The organism is Klebsiella sp. Shm-1 (assembly GCF_040804525.1).
GTDB classification, from domain to species: domain Bacteria; phylum Pseudomonadota; class Gammaproteobacteria; order Enterobacterales; family Enterobacteriaceae; genus Klebsiella; species Klebsiella pneumoniae.
This window is the reverse complement of sequence record NZ_CP161823.1, coordinates 2,666,193-2,683,386: the sequence shown is the minus strand read 5'-3', so window position 1 is coordinate 2,683,386 and position 17,194 is coordinate 2,666,193. Positions and strand designations below refer to the sequence as shown.

Here is a 17,194-nt window from a genome sequence, read left to right as displayed (position 1 = left end):
CCTCTGAATGCGTTAGCCAGCAACTCTGTCGAGAAACAGGGTGGCGGCAAGGAGATCGGCGGCGCCTCCCGGCGAGGCGTTTAGCGCCAGCATGATTGCGTCCAGGCGGGCCAGGGCGGCGCGCCCGGCGAAACTGGCGCAACCGCCAGCCGCCAGCACCTCGCAAGCGCCTTGCTGCATGGCCTGCAGCCCGGCCATACCGGCGCGCGACAGCACGCAGGTATCGCTCAGCGAGGTCATGATGGCCATCAGCGCATCAAGCTGCGCCTGCGGCTCACTGGCGCCTCGCGCCCGGCTTTGCTGTAGTTGCGGCAGCGCCAGGCGGGTGATATGCGGGAAACCACACTGCGCTTCCTCGCGGGCGCCTGGCACCTGCCAGCGGCGGCTGGCGCGAAGCCCTTTACTAAAGCTTTTCGGCGCGAAGCCGTCGGGCAGGCGGGCGAGGGCGGCGGCCGCGTCGGCGATCGCCTGTGACTGACCCTCTCCACCCAACATCGCCACCGCGCTGACCAGCAGGCCTAGCGCCCAGATAGCGCCGCGGTGGGTGTTAACCCCCCCCGTCGCCAGCATCATCTGCGCTTCGCCTTCGCGACCAAGGCGGCCGACGGTTTCGCGCAGCGCAATGTCCGCCGGGCGACGCCAGCTTTGCTCTGCCAGCGCGTGAAAGGTGGGCTGCAGGCTGCGGGCAGAGCGCTCCATCAGCGCCAGATTCAGGTCCTGATGCGCGCCGTTGCCGCGGCTATCCACCAGACCCGGTTTCGGGCTCAGACGGGCTTCGTCAATCAGACAGGCGCTGGCGGTATGCGCCAGCCAGCTGACGCGGCTTTCTGCGTGCAGGGAGGAGAGATTTTTCATTACCAGCTCCGGAATTTTGCCGGTGGGTTATACAGTCCGTCGGACCACTCCACCAGGTCGGCGACGCTGCCGGCGGCCAGCAGGGAGCGGGTGGCATCGCTGCGGCGAATCCCGAGATCTTCCGGGTAGACCACTTTGCCGCTCTGACGCAGCGCGGCGACGCGTTTGGCGTCCACACCAAGGCCGATATCGGTGATCCCGGCCACCGCGGCGACCATCGCCCGGCGCTCTTCAAGGCTCTCCGCACGGTACAGGTAGGCGATACCCTCTTCGGTCAGGACGTGGGTGACGTCATCACCATAAATCATTACCGGCGCCAGCGGCATGCCGGAGGTTTTCGCCACCTCAACTGCATCCAGCGTCTCAACGAAGGTTGGTTTCACGCCGGCCTGGAAGGTTTCGACCATCTGCACCACCAGCTTTTTCCCGCGCTGCATCGGGTCCGGCTCGGTGATCATATTGAGCCATGCCGGGGTGGCGTGGCGGCGACCGTGCGGGTCGTGGCCCATGTTCGGCGCGCCGCCGAAGCCGGAAAGACGGCCGCGGGTGACGGTCGAGGAGTTAGCCAGACCATCCACCTGCAGGGTTGAACCAATGAACATATCTACCGCGTACTGGCCCGCCAGCTGGCAGAAGGCGCGGTTAGAGCGCATCGAGCCATCCGGGCCGGTAAAGAAGATATCCGGGCGGGCGCGGATGTACTCTTCCATCCCCAGTTCGCCGCCGAAGCAGTGCACGCTCTCCACCCAGCCGCTCTCGATGGCCGGGATTAAGGTTGGATGCGGATTCAGGGTCCAGTGTTTACAGATTTTGCCTTTCAGGCCGAGCTGCTCGCCATAGGTCGGCAACAGCAACTCGATGGCGGCGGTATTAAAGCCGATACCGTGGTTAAGCGACTGCACCTGATGTTCCGCATAGATGCCCTTGATCGCCATCATCGCCATCAGTATGTGTTCTTGCTTAATCAGGCGCGGATCGCGGGTGAAGAGCGGTTCGATAAAAAACGGCTTGTCGGCAACCACCACGTAATCGATCCACGAGCCGGGAATATCGACGCGCGGCAGATCGCATTCGTCGTCCACCAGTTCGTTGACCTGGGCTATCACAATGCCGTCGTGGAAGGCGGCGGCTTCCACCAGCGCCGGGGTATCTTCGGTACTCGGTCCGGTATACAGGTTGCCTTTGCGGTCAGCTTTATAGCCGGCAATCAGCGCGACGTTTGGCGACAGATCGACGTACAGGCGCGAGTAGAGTTCGATATAGGTGTGGATGGCGCCGATTTCGAGCAGGCCATCTTCCAGTAGTTGCGAAATGCGCAGGCTCTGGGTGCCGGAGAAAGAGAAATCCAGCTTGCGGGCAATACCTTTTTCAAACAGGTCCAGATGCTCGCTGCGCCCGACGCTGGGCATAATCATATGCAGGTCGTGAATTTTTTGCGGATTAACTTCCGCCAGCATGCGCGAGAGGAAATCGGCCTGTTTCTGGTTGTTGCCTTCCAGCACAACCCGGTCGCCGGGGGCGAGCAGGTTTTCCAGTACGCTGACCAACTGGTCAGTCGGGATGACCTTACCTGGCATGTTCGCCTCGGCCAGCCGCCGCTGTTTTTCCGTTCGGCGACGGTTCCAGACCCGCCCCGTCGTTTGTTCGGCATTCATTAATAACCTCCTGATTCGACAAATCGTTTTGTTTGTCCTGGTGGAGATTAGTGTGCGACGCGAGGCTATGAGCATCAATTAAGCGCGGTGGCCGATCGTTAGCATCAGAGTAACGATTCCGCCGCAACGTTTGTGATGCGGATCAATAATCCATAAGGCGTAGTGGTCTACGGAGAGAGTGTAGGGCAGGGAGCAGGCCGGCGAAGCGCCGGCCTGCGGAAGGACTACTGTTTACTGACATCGCTTAATAAGAAAGCGATACTCTGCCCGCCGCTGGTCTGCTCGAGGGCAATTTTGACGATAATCGTCAACGGCACCGAGAGCAGCATGCCAACCGGACCCAGCAACCATCCCCAGAAGATTAAGGACAGGAATACCACCAGCGTCGAGAGGCCCAGCCCGCGCCCCATGATACGAGGTTCGAGAATATTGCCGAATACCAGGTTGACGATCAGGTAGCCGGCCAGCACTACCAGCGCCTCGTACAGACCACCGAACACCAGCACCTGCAGGATCGGCGGAATTGCCGCCAGCACGGAACCGATATTGGGAATATAGTTAAGCGCGAAGGCCAGTAGCCCCCACATAAAGGCGAAGCGCACATCCAGCAGCACCAGCATGCCCCAGACCACCAGGCCGGTGATCAGGCTTATCGCAGTTTTCAGCACCAGATAATGCGATACGCTGTCGATGGCCCGCTGGATGGCGCCCATGCCTTCTACTGGTCTGGACATTAACTGCTGCAGCTTAGCGGGAAGCTGCGGCACCTCCAGCAGCATAAACACCACCGTCAGCAGCAGCAGAAAAATAGAGGACATGGCATTCGACAGCTGAGTGAGCAGGCTGGTGACCAGGGTCATTACGGCGTTAGGGTCGATGTACTTATTGAGCTCGACCACCGAAACGGTGAATCCCATACGCTGCAGCCAGGGCGCGATGGTTTGCATCGGCTCATAAAGATAGTTGCGATACTGCGGCAGGGTGCGCGCCAGCTCGTTGAGCGAGGTCCCCAGCGAGGCCAGCAGCACAATGGCTAACATAACAATCAGGCCAATCAGTAGCGAGATCGCCAGCACGCGCGGCACCCGGCAGCGGACCAGGAGCTGGACCAGAGGATTGATGATCACCGCCAGAAAAAGCGCCAGGATAAACGGGACGATTATGTCCGCCGCAAAGCGAATGCCGGTAAGGATGATCACCAGCATGCCCAACATGATGACCATCTTTAATCCGTTAAGTGTAATAATGGGTTTAGCCATAGGATCCCGACCTCAAACTTCCTTGCCTATTAACAGGTTGCGTTACATTAGCATAATGACGCTTTTTTGCAGAACAAACGCATTGAAGAAAAACCGCGGCGTAAAGAATTGCAAAGTCTTTGAATTAAATGTAGCACTATGCTACAAATCTACCTGTGTTTAACTACTGAGGACAATTTTCATCCGCACCGGACGAGAAGCAACACCGCGGATAATTGTAATTTTATGGACAATCAGTTCAGGATGTATATTTTAAATCACCCCGCAGTATCCCTCACTTTTTCCCGTTTTGCCGGCGAACAGCACTGGCATTCGGCGCTATAGTCACCTTCTTTCTGCCTGAGCTGGCGCCAAGCGCACAGCGATATCTACGTCAGAAATTTTCCTGTTTACGTCTCGCGTAAACGGTAATGGATTATATTCTCAAGCAGGAGAAGGGATCATGTTTTATTGGATTTTATTAGCTTTAGCAATTATTGCTGAAATTACCGGCACCTTGTCTATGAAATGGGCAAGCGTGAGCGGCGGGCACACCGGCTTTATTTTAATGCTGGCCATGATTGCCCTGTCATATATTTTTCTTGCCTTTGCGGTTAAAAAGATTGCCCTCGGTGTGGCCTATGCGTTGTGGGAAGGGATCGGTATTTTACTGATTACCCTGTTCAGCGTGCTGCTGTTTGATGAGAGTCTGTCCCTGCTGAAAATAGCCGGCTTGACCACCCTGGTGATAGGGATCGTCTTAATTAAGTCCGGAACCCAGAAAAAAGCGTCTTCCAAGCAGGAGGTGGCCCATGCAGCAGTTTGAGTGGATCCACGCCGCCTGGCTGGCAATCGCCATTGTGCTGGAAATTATTGCCAACGTCTTTTTGAAGTTTTCCGACGGCTTCCGCCGCAAGATCTACGGCATCCTGTCCCTGGCGGCAGTATTGGGCGCGTTCAGCGCCCTGTCGCAGGCGGTTAAAGGGATCGATCTCTCGGTCGCCTATGCGCTGTGGGGCGGCTTCGGTATCGCGGCGACCATCGCCGCCGGCTGGGTGCTGTTTGGTCAGCGTCTGAATAACAAAGGCTGGGCGGGGGTTATCCTGCTGGTAGCCGGCATGGTGTTAATTAAACTCGCCTGACGTCTCGCCGCCTGCAAAGCCAGGCGGCAAACGGAAACTTCCTTCACGCCTTGCCCCGCTGTAATTGTGTCAGGTGACGCTGAGGGCTGCGCAGGTTCACTGCTTTCGGCTGGCGGAAAATCATTTCCGCCAGGACGATGTCAATAATGATATTCTTCACCGGCCTCGGTCCATTACTCACCGGCAAGCGCCTCCAGCTTATCGCGAAAGCCAGTCACCGCAATGGCGCGATTGTCCGCCCGCCAGCGATCCTGCGGGCCGGGGGCCGAACTCTGCACGGCGATCACCTGCCAGCCGTCCTCCGTTTTCAGCAGCAGCGGCGAGCCGCTGTCGCCAGGCAGGGTGTCACACTGATGCGACAGTACGCTGGTTTGCGCCCACCCTGTCACGATGCAATCCTGGTGGCTGTAAAGATTATCGAGATGATCTTCAGGATAGCCAGACTGGGTAACTTTACGGTCCGCCGCCTTCAGCGCGGCGGTGAGATCGGCCTTGCTGCCCGGAAAGAGCGGGATCGGCGTAATGCCAGACGGAGCATAGCGCAGCACGATCAGGCCAAAATCGGACGGCGCCGCAGCGGAAGGGACAATCCAGCCGTCGCCATCGGCTTTCAGGCGTCTGCCTAAGCTGGGATCGACTCGCCCGTCAATGCCGTGGATCTCATAGACCCAGTTGCCCTTGCGGGAAATAAAGCGCAGGGCGACCGCTTTGTCCGGCTTGCCGCGCGGGGGCGTTAACAGACAGTGGCCCGCGGTCAGCGCCAGATGCGGAGAGATGAGCGTCGCCGTACACAGATTGCCGCTGGCGGTTTCCAGCTGGCCAATCGCGTCCCACGGACTCTCCTCGGGGCGGTTCACCGCTTTGCGGTCATCGTGACCGAAAAACAACGTCTTAATATCTTTGGCGCTCAGTCCGCTATCATCGGCATGTGCGCCCAGAGGTAACAGATAAAATGAACACAGTAATAACAGAACGTCTCTACGCATATCACTCTCTGGGGAGGCTATGATGTCTATTGACAGTAGCAGGAGATTTAAGTTTTTGAAAGTAAACAATAATTCTAAACAGGCCAAACCGTATACCACATCAGCGCGCGGTGGGGTCTGGCGCTGGTAAAACCTCCTGATTTCAAGCGGTTAATACCAGTGTTCTGCTTGTGCTATTTCCGCAGAAAGTGGCGTCTTGCGCAACAAAATTCATGTATCAGAACGTACTGAATTCGGTTAATAATGCAGCAATTCATCCGTGGGATTATTCCTGGTTTGTCAGCATAATGCCCAAAAATAATACTTTTACCCACCAGATCTTCACCGGAATTCGCACTTCTTTACGCCTCTCGTAATTATTTTCAATGCGAAACATTTTCTCACCGAAAACGTTGTTACCGTCGCCCTGCCGTTGAGTAAATAGAGAGGTAGTACCGGCGATGATAGCCTGAACTCTATTTCCCCTGCGTTCGGAGGGCTTATGTCTAAAAAAGGTATTCGCGCACTGGTTTATGTTTCCCTGGTCTCAGTCGCTATCTGGGGCGCGACCGGCTATCTGGTGATGGAAGCCGTGCGTGCATTGTGATGGGCGCGCCACCCGGCAAGGGCCAGGCGTGCGACATATTACGACTAACATGTCTGGCGTCTTCTGGCGCCGGACATTTTTTTGCGCCGCAGAGAGTCACAGGATAATGGGAAGCGGGGAGCGGGTCAGCGATAGCCGCACGGTATTCATTTTAATGAAAAGCTGGTAGAAGCAGCAAAATGCGAACGCGGGATAAATAATTAAGAGAGGAAAAAACGGGTTGCAACCACTGCGCATATAATTAGCAGGATCAGGATGAGCTCAAAACGATAGCGCCGCAGCATAGTGCTCTCCAGAAAAAACGGCGCTGATACAGCGCCGATTATTAAGAAGGTTGGTTCACCGGGAGGAATTATGCTGCCGGCTGTGCAGTCGGTTTAGCGGCCTGGTGTTTAGTGGTTTTGTGGTGTTTTTTCGCTGCCTGCGCTTTCTGGGCTGCCGGTTTAGCCGCAGCTTTGTGATGCTTTTTCGCCGCCTGAGCTTTCTGCGGAGCAGCTGGTTTAGCTGCTACTTTTTTGTGTTTTTTAGCGGCCTGGGCTTTCTGAGCAGCGGCTGGTTTAGCTTCTGCTTTTTTGTGTTTTTTGGCAGCCTGAGCTTTCTGCTCTGCAGCCGGTTTTGCCGCGGCTTTGTGGTGTTTTTTGTGATGGGTGGTCTTGGCAGCCGTGCTGTGGGTGGCAGCCGGTGCCTGAGTGGTGCTTACTGCGTCAGCAGCGAAAGCGGCGGAAGAGAGACCCATAGCAGCGGCAACGACCAGAGCTAATACTTTTTTCATTCTGATATCCTCGAAAAGTTTTCTTAATTTCAACCCCACTGCGGGGCCGGTGAAATCACTATATGCTTGTCTTTTCGAGCTTTCCGTGAGTGTTTGGTATCGGCGTGTAACCGAATGTACAAGGCGGGAACGACAGGACGCGCCGGGTAGCCCGGCGCGTATGATTACAGGTAGCGAGTGGTCAGGTGCTCGCGGAAGTAGCGGCTATTAAGATCCTCACCGGTGGCCTGCTGAATCAACTGCGAGGTGGTGAAGCGGCTGCCATGCTGCCAGATATTCTGCCGCAGCCAGTCGAACAGGGCGCTGAAATCGCCTTCCTCAATATCGCGATCTAATGTCGGCAGCGCGCGGCGGGCCGCGGCCATCAACTGCGCGGCATACATCGCGCCCAGGGTATAGGAAGGGAAATAGCCGAATCCGCCGTCGGTCCAGTGAATATCCTGCATGCAACCATCCCGATAGTTGCCGGTGGTCGACAGCCCCAGCCAGTGCTGCATTTTCTCGTCCCACAGCGACGGGATATCATCTACCTCAATCTCGCCGTCGATCAGCGCACGTTCAATTTCATAACGCAGGATGACATGCGCCGGGTAGCTCACCTCATCGGCATCGACGCGAATAAAGCCGGGTTTCACCTGCTGATTCCAGGCGACAAAATTGTCCTGGCTAAAGGCCGGCCGATCGCCAAACCGCTCGCGCACCGCCGGTAACAGGCGGTTAAGAAACCGCTCGCTGCGTCCCAGCTGCATTTCAAAGAACAGGCTCTGCGACTCGTGGATAGCGGTGGAGCGGGCGAGTCCTACGGGCTGGTCGACCCACGGGCGAGGTAGATTCTGCTCGTAGCGGGCGTGGCCGGTTTCGTGGATCACGCCGAACAGAGCACTGAGCAGGTCGTTTTCGTTGTAGCGGGTGGTGATGCGCACATCCTGGGGTACGCCGCCGCAGAACGGGTGGGCGCTGATGTCGAGGCGCCCGCCGTCGAAGTCAAAGCCAAGAATGCGCATCGCCTGCAGGCCCAGCTCCCGTTGTTCAGCAATGGGGAAAGGCCCCTGCGGGGCGATTAGCGTCTGCTTCGCCTGCTTCTCCACCGCCTGGCTAAGCAGGGAAGGTAACCACGATTTGAGATCGGCGAACAGGCTGTCCAGCCGCGCGCTGGTCATATCCGGTTCGAAAATATCCAGCAGCGCGTCGTAGCGTGAGCCGCCCCTGGCATCGGCGCGGATCTGCGCTTCCTGGCGGCTCAGTCTGACCACCTCGCGTAGGTTGTCGGCAAAGCCCGTCCAGTCATTGGCGGGACGCTGGCTGCGCCAGGCATGTTCGCAGCGGCTGCCGGCCAGCGATTTTGCTTCCACCAGGCTCTCCGGCAGCAGCGCCGCCTGATCGTACTGACGCTGCATTTCCCGCAGGTTGGCCTGTTCAACATCATTAAGATCCTGCTGGCGGGCTTCCTGTAACCATTGTCCCACTTTTTTATCGGTCAGGATTTGATGCTGCAGCACGCCGAGCTCGGCCAGCGCTTCGCCGCGGGCGACGCTCCCGCCCGGAGGCATCATCGCGAACATATCCCAGCCGGCGATGGCGGCGAGATGCGAAAAGCGCGACAGGCGCTGAAAGGTACGGGTAAGCTGCTGATAAGGCGTATTTTCAGTCATAGTGGCGTTCGGTCCGTGACAGGTGAATAAAGAGATTATCGCTTTGCCTCTACACTATCCTGATACGCCCGGCGGGTCGAGCGTTGCGCACAGGGGAAGGGAAAGACACATGGCGGGAGAATAAGCTCACCTCTGTGATCGGTGTGACAGAAAACGGTAACATATCGGTACTAAACTGTGATCGATTACACAGGTCTGGAGGTTCGGGGGTGGTTTATGAATCCGTTCACCTGGCTGTTTATTGCACTGCTGTCCGTTGATGCCGTCAGAGAGCTGATGGGCTTGTCTTCCATAATGGGCATGTGGTGAAACGTGGCCCACAGGCCACGTCACACGCGACTATTTCAGTCGCTGATGTAAGCAGGTGCCGGTCAACAGCGCGGCAAGGAGAAGCAGCGCGATAAACCCACCGACGCCGTTCCAGCCGTAGTGATGCCAGAATACCCCGCCTAACGTCCCGGCAAGACTTGAACCCAAATAATAGCTGAACAAATACAGCGATGACGCCTGACCGCGGGCGCGGCGGGCGCGTGGGCCAATCCAGCTGCTGGCGACGGAATGCGCGGCGAAGAAGCCAGCGGAAAACAGCAGCATGCCGATGAAAATAAGCCACAGGGAAGAAAAGAGCGTCAGCAGCAGGCCGCAGAGCATCACCGCTGTAAAGCCAAGCATCACCGGCCCGCGGCCAAAGCGTACGGTCATGGCCCCTGCCTTCGGTGAACTCCAGGTCCCGGTGAGATAAGCTACCGACAGCAGGCCTACCACCGCCTGGCTTAACGACCACGGCGACATCATCAGCCGGTAGCCAATATAGTTAAACAGGGTGACAAAAGCGCCCATCAGCAGAAAACCTTCGACGAACAGCAGCGGCAGGCCACGGTCGCGCCAGTGCAGACGGAAGTTAATCAGCAGCGTTTTCGGTCGCAGCGAGGTCGGGCGGAAATGGCGCGACTCGGGCAGGATACGCCAGAACATAATCGCCGCGGCCAGCGCAAAGCCGCTGATCGCCGCCAGCGCCACGCGCCAGCCGAAGAAATCGGTAAAGACCCCGGTCAGCAAGCGGCCGCTCATGCCGCCGATGGAGTTGCCGCTGATATAGAGTCCCATCGAAAAGGCGACGAAACTGGGGTGGATCTCCTCGCTCAGATAGGTCATGCCGACCGCCGCTACGCCGCTCAGCGACAGGCCGATGAGCGCGCGCATAATCAGGATGCCGTGCCAGCTGGTCATCATAGTCGACAACAGTGAACAGCAGGCGGCCAGCAGCAGGGCGGTGACCATCACCGGCTTGCGGCCTATAGCGTCCGACAGCGGGCCGGTAAACAGCAAGCCCACCGCCAACATCGCCGTGGAAATTGAAAGCGAAATACTGCTGCTGGCCGGCGACACGCCAAACTCGTTCGACAGCACCGGCAGGATCGGCTGCACACAGTAGAGCAGGGCAAAGGTGGCCAGACCGGCGGAGAACAGCGCGAGAGTGACGCGCATAAACTGCGGGGTGCCACGTTTAATAAACGGATCCGGACGGGATGCACCAGCGACGCTGACCTCGCCCGCCGGCACGGTGTCAACGGTTGTAGTACGACTCACAGAGAATTCCTTGCGTAGAAGTTGCTGCTTACCAACAGAGTGTTGTGACCATTCAGCTCACATTTTTAGGGTATGAAAATGTAAATATTCTGTCTAATATATTAATAATCTCAAATAAGACGTTTTAAATATGAATATCGAGTTGCGTCATTTGCGCTACTTTGTCGCCGTCGCCGAGGAGCTACATTTTGGCCGCGCCGCGGCGCGACTGAACATCTCTCAACCTCCGCTAAGCCAGCAGATTCAGATCCTTGAGCAGCAGACCGGCGCTCGCCTGTTTGCCCGTACCAACCGCAGCGTCAGCCTGACGGCGGCCGGAAAGCAGTTTCTCGCCGATAGCCGACAAATCCTCGCCCAGGTGGATGAGGCGGCTGCTCGCGCCGCCCGTCTACACCATGGCGAAACGGGTGAGCTGCGCATCGGCTTTACCTCCTCAGCCCCTTTTATTAAGGCCGTCTCCGATACGCTATCGATGTTTCGCCAACGCCATCCGGATGTGCATATTCTCACCCGCGAGACTAACACCCGCGAACAGATAGTGCCCCTGAGCGAGGGGGCTCTGGATTTGGGGCTGCTGCGCAATACTCAACTGCCGGATACCCTGGCGTGGGAGCGGGTTCTGCGCGAGCCGCTATTGGCGATGGTCCCGGCGAATCACCCGCTGGCCCGCCAGCCCTCGGTCAGCCTGGCGGCGCTGGCGCGCGAGCCCTTCGTCTTTTTCGACCCGCACGTCGGCACTGGCCTGTATGACGACATCCTCGGCTTGCTGCGCCGCTACGGCCACACGCCGAAGATTGCCCAGGAGGTGGGGGAGGCAATGACGATTATTGGTCTGGTGGCCGCCGGACTGGGGGTATCGATCCTCCCGGCCTCCTTTCAGCGCGTCCAGCTCAGTGAAATGCGCTGGCTGCCGATCGACGAACAGGATGCGGTATCGGAGATGTGGCTGGTGTGGTCTAAACACCATGAGCAAGGGGCACTGGCAAAACGCTTTCGTGAGGCGCTGCTCTCCTGGAAAAGCGAGCATAATTGAGGCGAAAAGGGGCTGGAAATGTGCGGTAAATCACAAGGCTAAGTAAAAATTTGACGTTCACCGTCGAAGTGCTTCACCATAGCCGAAAGTTTATTTCGAAGCGCGAAAATAAGGGAGTCAATGGTGGTAGCGGATAGTCAACCAGGCCATATCGATCAAATAAAGCAGACCAATGCGGGCGCCGTGTATCGCCTGATTGATCAGCTCGGCCCGGTATCGCGTATCGACCTTTCCCGATTTGCGCAACTGGCGCCGGCCAGCATCACCAAAATCGTCCGCGAAATGCTGGAAGCGCATCTGGTTCAGGAGACCGAGATCCAGGAGCCCGGCAGCCGCGGCCGCCCGGCGGTGGGGCTGATGGTGGAGACCGAGGCATGGCACTATCTGGCGGTGCGCATCAGCCGCGGTGAGATCCATCTTTCGCTGCGTGATTTAAGCAGTCAGCTGGTGGTGGAGGATCAGCTGGAGTTGGCGCTCACCGACAGCACGCCGTTTTTGACGCGCGTTATCGACCATATTGATCGCTTCTTTATTCGCCATCAAAAGAAGCTGGAACGCCTTACCTCCATCGCCATGACGATGCCCGGTATTATCGATACCGAAAATGGCATTATTCATCGCATGCCGTTTTATGAGGATGTTAAAGATGTCCCGCTCGGCGAAGCGCTGGCCAATCATACCGGGGTGCCAGTCTATATTCAGCATGACATCAGCGCCTGGACTATGGCGGAATCTTTGTTTGGCGCCTCGCGCGGCGCCCGGGACGTCATTCAGGTGGTCATCGATCATAACGTCGGCGCCGGGGTGATCACCGATGGGCGCCTGCTGCACGCCGGCAGCAGCAGCCTGGTGGAGATTGGCCATACCCAGGTCGATCCCTACGGCAAACGCTGTTACTGCGGCAATCATGGTTGTCTGGAGACGATTGCCAGCGTAGAAAGCGTGCTGGAGCTGGCGCAGATGCGCATGGCGCAGTCGATGAGCTCGCTGCTGCACCAGCGTCCGCTGAGCGTGGAGTGGCTTTGTCAGGCGGCGCTGCAGGGCGATTTGTTAGCCCGGGACATCATCAGCGGCGTGGGTAATCACGTTGGGCGGATTCTGGCGATCATGGTCAATCTGTTTAATCCGCAGAAAATTCTGATTGGCTCGCCGTTCAATCTGGCGGCAGAAATTCTTTTTCCGGCAATTTCCAGCTGTATTCGGCAACAATCTCTCCCAGCCTATAGCCGGCATATTACCGTTGAAAGTACTCAGTTCTCCAACCGCGGAACGATGGCTGGCGCGGCGCTGGTCAAAGATGCGCTCTATAACGGATCCTTACTCATACGACTGTTACAGGGTTAACATTTTTTCATAGTCACACCAAAAATTGCGCTATCTCAAGCTGACCTCAGACGGCTTCACGTAGACTTTGCCCACCGTTGATTATTTCTCTCCCGTATATTTCATCGACAAAACTGTGGGGTTAGTGATGTTTAAGCGTTTCTTTATTACAGGTACAGACACCTCTGTCGGGAAGACAGTGGTTTCCCGTGCGCTGTTGCAGGCACTTGCTGCCAGAGGCAAAAGCGTGGCCGGGTATAAGCCTGTGGCGAAGGGCAGCAAAGAGACGCCGGACGGTTTACGTAACAAAGATGCGCTGGTGTTGCAGAGCGTCTCCACGCTGGCGTTACCTTATGAGGCTGTCAACCCCATCGCCTTAAGCGAAGACGAGAGCAGCGTGGCGCATAGCTGCCCGATCAACTACGGTCTGCTGTCCGATGGTTTGCAGCGTCTGGCCGCGCAGGTCGAACACGTGGTGGTTGAAGGCACCGGCGGCTGGCGCAGCCTGATGAACGACCTGCGGCCGCTCTCCGAGTGGGTGGTTCAGGAGCAGCTCCCAGTGCTGATGGTGGTGGGGATCCAGGAGGGGTGCATCAACCATGCGCTACTGACAGCCCAGGCGATCGCCAATGACGGTTTACCGCTGATTGGCTGGGTGGCCAATCGGATCAACCCCGGTCTGGCGCACTACGCCGAAATCATCGATGTCCTCAGCAAAAAGCTGCCGGCGCCGCTGATCGGCGAGCTGCCTTATCTACCGCGCGCCGAACAGCGTGAGCTGAGCCGCTACGTCGACTTAGACATGCTCGGCAACGTGATGGCGATAGATCGAATCCCGGCGTAACGTCCGCGACAGCACAGACGACACGACGCAGGTTATCAGCAGACCGGGCAGCAGCGTATACTGCCCGGTCATCTCGCAAATCATCAGGGTTGACATGATCGGCGCATGGGTCGTGGCGGCCAGAAACGCCGCCATGCCGGTCAAACCCATCATGATGGCCATTTCTTCACTTCCCGGTAGCCACAGCCTGCTGAAGCAGGCAAACAGCATGCCCATCGCCAGGCCGACAAACAGCGTCGGGGTGAAGACCCCGCCAGGCGCGCCGGAGCCGCTGCTGGCCAGCACCGCCAGCAGTTTGCAGATAAATATGCCCACCAGCAGCGCAACGGACGGCGGCAGCAGCAAATAGCTTTGCACTACGCTGTAGCCGTTGCCCCATACTGCCGGGGTGATGAGCGATAAGCCGCCGACAATTAGGCCGCCCAGCGCCAGCTGCCACGGCGGCGCCAGCTTTAGTTTAACGAACCCACGGTGGCTGTAGTCCATCAGCCAGATAAACAGCGGCCCGCACAGCCCGGCCAGCAGGCCAGTCGCCAGCATTAAGCCATAGTGCAGGGCGCTGAGGTTTTGCTGTAACACGACGTGATACAGCGGCGCGGCGCCGCCATTAAGAAACTGCGTCAACAGCAGGGCGATCACCGCCGAGATCACCACCGGCCCAAGCGAGGCCAGCATCAGCGTACCAAAGAGAATTTCAGCAATAAACAGGCTGCCGGCCAGCGGGGCATGATAGGCGCTGGCCATCCCGGCAGCCGCGCCGCAGGCGACCCATAGCTTCCATTCACTCTGCGGCGTGAAGCGACGGGCAAACAGCGAGGCCGCCAGCGCGGCCAGCAGGATCATGGCGCCTTCCCGGCCAATCGCGCTGCCGGTCACCACGACCAGCAATGACGCCAGCGATTTCACCAGGCTTGCCGGCGTATCGAAACAGCCGTCGCCGGTCTCCAGGGCTTCCATATAATCGGTGGCGGCATGCGGACGCGCGACGCTGCGTCGTTGCCAGAGCCAGAGTAAGGTTCCCGCCGTCAGGCCGCCCAGCGCGGGGGTAACCAGCCGACGCCACGCCGGCAGCGACTGTGCGGCGTTGACCAGGCTCCCGCTGTCATTACTGAGCAACAGCGTTTCCAGCACCACCATAGCGTGGCGAAACAGCGCCACCGCCAGGGCGGCGAGAAGGCCAATCAGGGTGGCGATCAGCAGGCGGCGAAACATCACCTGCACATCAGGATAGGGATGAAGACGATGCATTAGTCACGGCGAGGTTCAGAAAACATTGGCTTATTGTGATAGGGAATAACCTTAGATGCAAAAGCGATAAGTGCGGGTGAAAGGCTGGGAAGCGGCAAAATAAAACCGCGCCGGATACCGGCGCGGCGAAGGGTTAACGATAGAGCGGTTTTTGCGCCACGGCGATCGGCAGATTCTCCTGCCACTGCGCCAGAGTCGCCTGCGCCAGCTGACCCAGCGCCTGATAGAAGGGGTGGGCGGCATGGTCGACAAAGACGCTCAGGAAACGCCCGGACCACGGCAGCAGGTGCCAGGCCAGCAGCTGAGCGAACAACGCATCCTGCTCCGTTTCGCACAACCATGCCGCCAGGAGTAGCACGGTGCCGAAATGATCTTCCGGTTCGTTGCCATCGGCCTCCAGTGCGATACCGTTCTCGCGCATCCACTGGCGCAGAGCCAGCGTGGAATCGCCAAACAGCACAGACTCTTTATCCAGCCAGACAGAGCCCCAGGGCGGCGCCGGCAGGGCCCATGGCCCGATAAACAGGCGCTGCCAGGCTTCCGGCAACGTTTCTTCAGCCGATGCGGCAAACCCTGACGCCAGCGGGGCTGCGACCGGGAAGGGCCACTGCTGCTGCCAGCTCCCGTCCTGGAAGGCGGCGACCAGCGGCGCAATTTCCGCGCTATTCGGCGCATAAGAGAACAGCGCGCCCAGGGTGCGGGCGCTTAACGCGACGGCGTCGCGATTTGGGATCGGCATCATCACTTATTCCTTTCTGCGGCGCGCGCCTGCGCGCCGTCTCATTAACCGGCAACCGCCATACCGACGGTCATATGCAGACCATAAAACAGGCCGCGGCCAATACATTCGGCGATCAAGACCAGCAGCAGGCCGATCAGCAGCCCCGTAGCGCGCGGCGGCTGGCGGCGGATCAGCGGACATAGCCAGCAGCCGAGGCCCAGCGCCAGCAGTACCAGGCGTAGCGCCTGGAGTTTGCCGTAATCTGGCAGCAGGGTGGCCGCCTGCTGAACCGAGCTGTGAAGGGTACTGAGCCCGGCGCTTTGCATAATGATAACTGCGGCGCTGATGACCAGCGCGGCCACGCTCAGTCCGGCAAAAAACCAGCCGTTAAAGTCGACTTTCGCCAGCCGCAGCAGCAGGGCGGCAAACAGCGGCCCGCTGAGGAGCACCGTCAGAAAGAACGCGCTGGTGGTGTAGCCATTGTACCATGTTGGCACGGTATTGATTTGGTAAACCCGGGTCATTGCGAGGACAAACAGCAGCCCTAACAGCATGGCGATCGCCAGCCAGACTTTACCCAGCGTCGCCGGCATTTTTTCCAGCACCGCCAGCAGCCACCAGAATCCGCCCACGGCGAAGAACAGAGCGCCGCTGGCGATTTCGTTGCTCAGCGCCGAGGCGCCGATGCGGTTCAGCGAGTTAAACGCGCGCAGCGGTGAACCGAGATGCATCACCGAAGCAAGAAAACCAATGCCCATCAACAGCCAGATAAAAAACATATTGCGCACCAGCCGCCGCCGGGCTTCCCGTTGGTCCCCCAGCGCCAGCCAGCCAAGACCGCTGACGATGGTCGCGCCGACCACGCACTGACCCAGCACCGTAAACAGCACCAGCGGCCATTCATGCCATCCGTTTCCCATCTCACACCTCCTTCGGGTTCGCCAGGTAACCGGTGGTATCGCCACACGGCCGGGCATTGGCGTTAGGTTTGATAACGATACTCGGCCGGGTAAAGTGCGCCGACGGCAGCGGCGCTACCGCGGCCAGCTGGCCGTGCTTAGCGCGCAGTTCGGCAATTGGCCCGAAATCCAACGCCCGCAGCGGGCAGGACTCGACGCAGATCGGCTTTTTCCCCTCGGCGACGCGCTCGTGACAGCCATCGCATTTGGTCATATGGCCTTTGTCGGCGTTATACTGCGGGGCGCCGTACGGGCAGGCCATATGGCAGTAGCAGCAGCCAATGCATACCTCTTCGTTGACCACCACAAAACCGTCTTCGCGCTTATGCATCGCGCCGCTCGGACAGACCTTGGTGCAGGCCGGATCTTCGCAGTGGTTACAGGCGATGGAGAGGTAATAGGCAAACACGTTCTGCTGCCAGACGCCGTTGTCCTCCTGCCAGTCGCCGCCGGCATACTCATAGATCCGGCGGAAGCTGACCTCCGGAGTCAGGTTCTTGTAGTCCTTACAGGCCAGCTCGCAGGTTTTGCATCCGGTACAGCGAGCGGAGTCGATAAAGAATCCATATTGCGTGCTCATGGTTTACTCC

Annotated in this window: 18 protein-coding genes; 6 read left to right on the top strand and 12 right to left on the bottom strand. The window is 58.4% G+C overall.

Annotated features, from left to right (window positions below; genetic code table 11):
* Window positions 1-12: 12 nt before the first annotated feature.
* The 3 genes from AB1E37_RS13235 to AB1E37_RS13225 form a co-directional block, all read right to left on the bottom strand.
* Window positions 13-855: a triphosphoribosyl-dephospho-CoA synthase gene (locus tag AB1E37_RS13235; RefSeq protein ID WP_021469330.1), complete on the bottom strand. Its 843-nt coding sequence runs from the start codon at window positions 853-855 to the stop codon at window positions 13-15.
* Complete coding sequence (mdcA, locus tag AB1E37_RS13230; RefSeq protein WP_004176297.1) at window positions 855-2,510, bottom strand: malonate decarboxylase subunit alpha; 1,656 nt, start codon at window positions 2,508-2,510, stop codon at window positions 855-857. Before mdcA ends, AB1E37_RS13235 begins: the two co-directional genes overlap by 1 nt.
* Window positions 2,511-2,734: 224 nt before the next feature.
* On the bottom strand, window positions 2,735-3,769 hold the full coding sequence (locus AB1E37_RS13225) for an AI-2E family transporter (protein ID WP_002903679.1): 1,035 nt from the start codon (window positions 3,767-3,769) through the stop codon (window positions 2,735-2,737).
* Window positions 3,770-4,211: 442 nt separating this feature from the next.
* On the opposite strand from AB1E37_RS13225, the gene kpnE reads away from it, so the two are divergent.
* Both kpnE and kpnF read left to right on the top strand, forming a co-directional pair.
* Window positions 4,212-4,574 carry a multidrug efflux SMR transporter subunit KpnE gene (gene kpnE / locus AB1E37_RS13220; RefSeq protein WP_002903681.1) on the top strand — a complete coding sequence of 121 codons (363 nt, stop codon included), beginning with the start codon at window positions 4,212-4,214 and terminating at the stop codon, window positions 4,572-4,574.
* The gene (gene kpnF, locus AB1E37_RS13215) at window positions 4,561-4,890 is read left to right on the top strand and encodes a multidrug efflux SMR transporter subunit KpnF (protein ID WP_002903683.1); all 330 of its coding nucleotides are present in this window, start codon (window positions 4,561-4,563) and stop codon (window positions 4,888-4,890) included. Before kpnE ends, kpnF begins: the two co-directional genes overlap by 14 nt.
* A gap of 43 nt (window positions 4,891-4,933) precedes the next feature.
* On the opposite strand, the gene AB1E37_RS13210 is transcribed toward kpnF, so the two are convergent.
* From AB1E37_RS13210 to AB1E37_RS13195, 4 genes are all read right to left on the bottom strand, one after another.
* Window positions 4,934-5,050 carry a hypothetical protein gene (locus AB1E37_RS13210; protein ID WP_004224649.1) on the bottom strand — a complete coding sequence of 39 codons (117 nt, stop codon included), beginning with the start codon at window positions 5,048-5,050 and terminating at the stop codon, window positions 4,934-4,936.
* Window positions 5,051-5,063: 13 nt separating this feature from the next.
* Window positions 5,064-5,876: a serine protease gene (locus AB1E37_RS13205; RefSeq protein ID WP_002903687.1), complete on the bottom strand. Its 813-nt coding sequence runs from the start codon at window positions 5,874-5,876 to the stop codon at window positions 5,064-5,066.
* Window positions 5,877-6,814: 938 nt separating this feature from the next.
* Window positions 6,815-7,234, bottom strand: a complete 420-nt coding sequence (gene asr / locus AB1E37_RS13200) for an acid resistance repetitive basic protein Asr (protein ID WP_002903693.1) — start codon at window positions 7,232-7,234, stop codon at window positions 6,815-6,817.
* Window positions 7,235-7,398: 164 nt separating this feature from the next.
* A complete protein-coding gene (locus AB1E37_RS13195) occupies window positions 7,399-8,886 on the bottom strand; it encodes a carboxypeptidase M32 (RefSeq protein WP_002903695.1) in 1,488 nt (495 codons plus the stop codon).
* A 216-nt stretch (window positions 8,887-9,102) separates the two neighbouring features.
* Here AB1E37_RS13195 and AB1E37_RS13190 point away from each other — a divergent pair, with 216 nt between their 5' ends.
* Window positions 9,103-9,195, top strand: coding sequence for a hypothetical protein (locus AB1E37_RS13190; RefSeq protein WP_004206050.1), 93 nt, complete (start codon window positions 9,103-9,105; stop codon window positions 9,193-9,195).
* 30 nt (window positions 9,196-9,225) lie between these two features.
* On the opposite strand, the gene AB1E37_RS13185 is transcribed toward AB1E37_RS13190, so the two are convergent.
* Window positions 9,226-10,476 (bottom strand): MFS transporter, encoded by a 1,251-nt coding sequence (locus AB1E37_RS13185; RefSeq protein WP_004176293.1) that lies wholly within the window; start codon window positions 10,474-10,476, stop codon window positions 9,226-9,228.
* Window positions 10,477-10,606: 130 nt separating this feature from the next.
* On the opposite strand from AB1E37_RS13185, the gene AB1E37_RS13180 reads away from it, so the two are divergent.
* The 3 genes from AB1E37_RS13180 (at window position 10,607) to bioD (ending at window position 13,676) form a co-directional block, all read left to right on the top strand.
* The gene (locus AB1E37_RS13180) at window positions 10,607-11,509 is read left to right on the top strand and encodes a LysR family transcriptional regulator (RefSeq protein WP_021469331.1); all 903 of its coding nucleotides are present in this window, start codon (window positions 10,607-10,609) and stop codon (window positions 11,507-11,509) included.
* A gap of 123 nt (window positions 11,510-11,632) precedes the next feature.
* Entirely contained in the window at window positions 11,633-12,853 is a 1,221-nt protein-coding gene (gene mlc, locus AB1E37_RS13175) for a sugar metabolism global transcriptional regulator Mlc (protein WP_002903701.1), read from the top strand.
* A 127-nt stretch (window positions 12,854-12,980) separates the two neighbouring features.
* Window positions 12,981-13,676 (top strand): dethiobiotin synthase, encoded by a 696-nt coding sequence (bioD, locus tag AB1E37_RS13170; RefSeq protein ID WP_002903703.1) that lies wholly within the window; start codon window positions 12,981-12,983, stop codon window positions 13,674-13,676.
* On the opposite strand, the gene clcB is transcribed toward bioD, so the two are convergent.
* The 4 genes from clcB to AB1E37_RS13150 all read right to left on the bottom strand — a co-directional run bounded on the left by clcB (window position 13,629) and on the right by AB1E37_RS13150 (window position 17,184).
* Window positions 13,629-14,924, bottom strand: a complete 1,296-nt coding sequence (gene clcB, locus AB1E37_RS13165; protein ID WP_032447542.1) for a voltage-gated ClC-type chloride channel ClcB — start codon at window positions 14,922-14,924, stop codon at window positions 13,629-13,631. The two genes, bioD and clcB, sit on opposite strands and share 48 nt — an antisense overlap.
* 133 nt (window positions 14,925-15,057) lie before the next feature.
* A complete protein-coding gene (gene dmsD, locus AB1E37_RS13160) occupies window positions 15,058-15,666 on the bottom strand; it encodes a Tat proofreading chaperone DmsD (protein WP_004209765.1) in 609 nt (202 codons plus the stop codon).
* A 41-nt stretch (window positions 15,667-15,707) separates the two neighbouring features.
* On the bottom strand, window positions 15,708-16,565 hold the full coding sequence (locus AB1E37_RS13155) for a DmsC/YnfH family molybdoenzyme membrane anchor subunit (protein WP_002903710.1): 858 nt from the start codon (window positions 16,563-16,565) through the stop codon (window positions 15,708-15,710).
* A 1-nt stretch (window position 16,566) separates the two neighbouring features.
* Window positions 16,567-17,184: a DMSO/selenate family reductase complex B subunit gene (locus tag AB1E37_RS13150; protein WP_032447543.1), complete on the bottom strand. Its 618-nt coding sequence runs from the start codon at window positions 17,182-17,184 to the stop codon at window positions 16,567-16,569.
* Window positions 17,185-17,194: the final 10 nt, after the last annotated feature.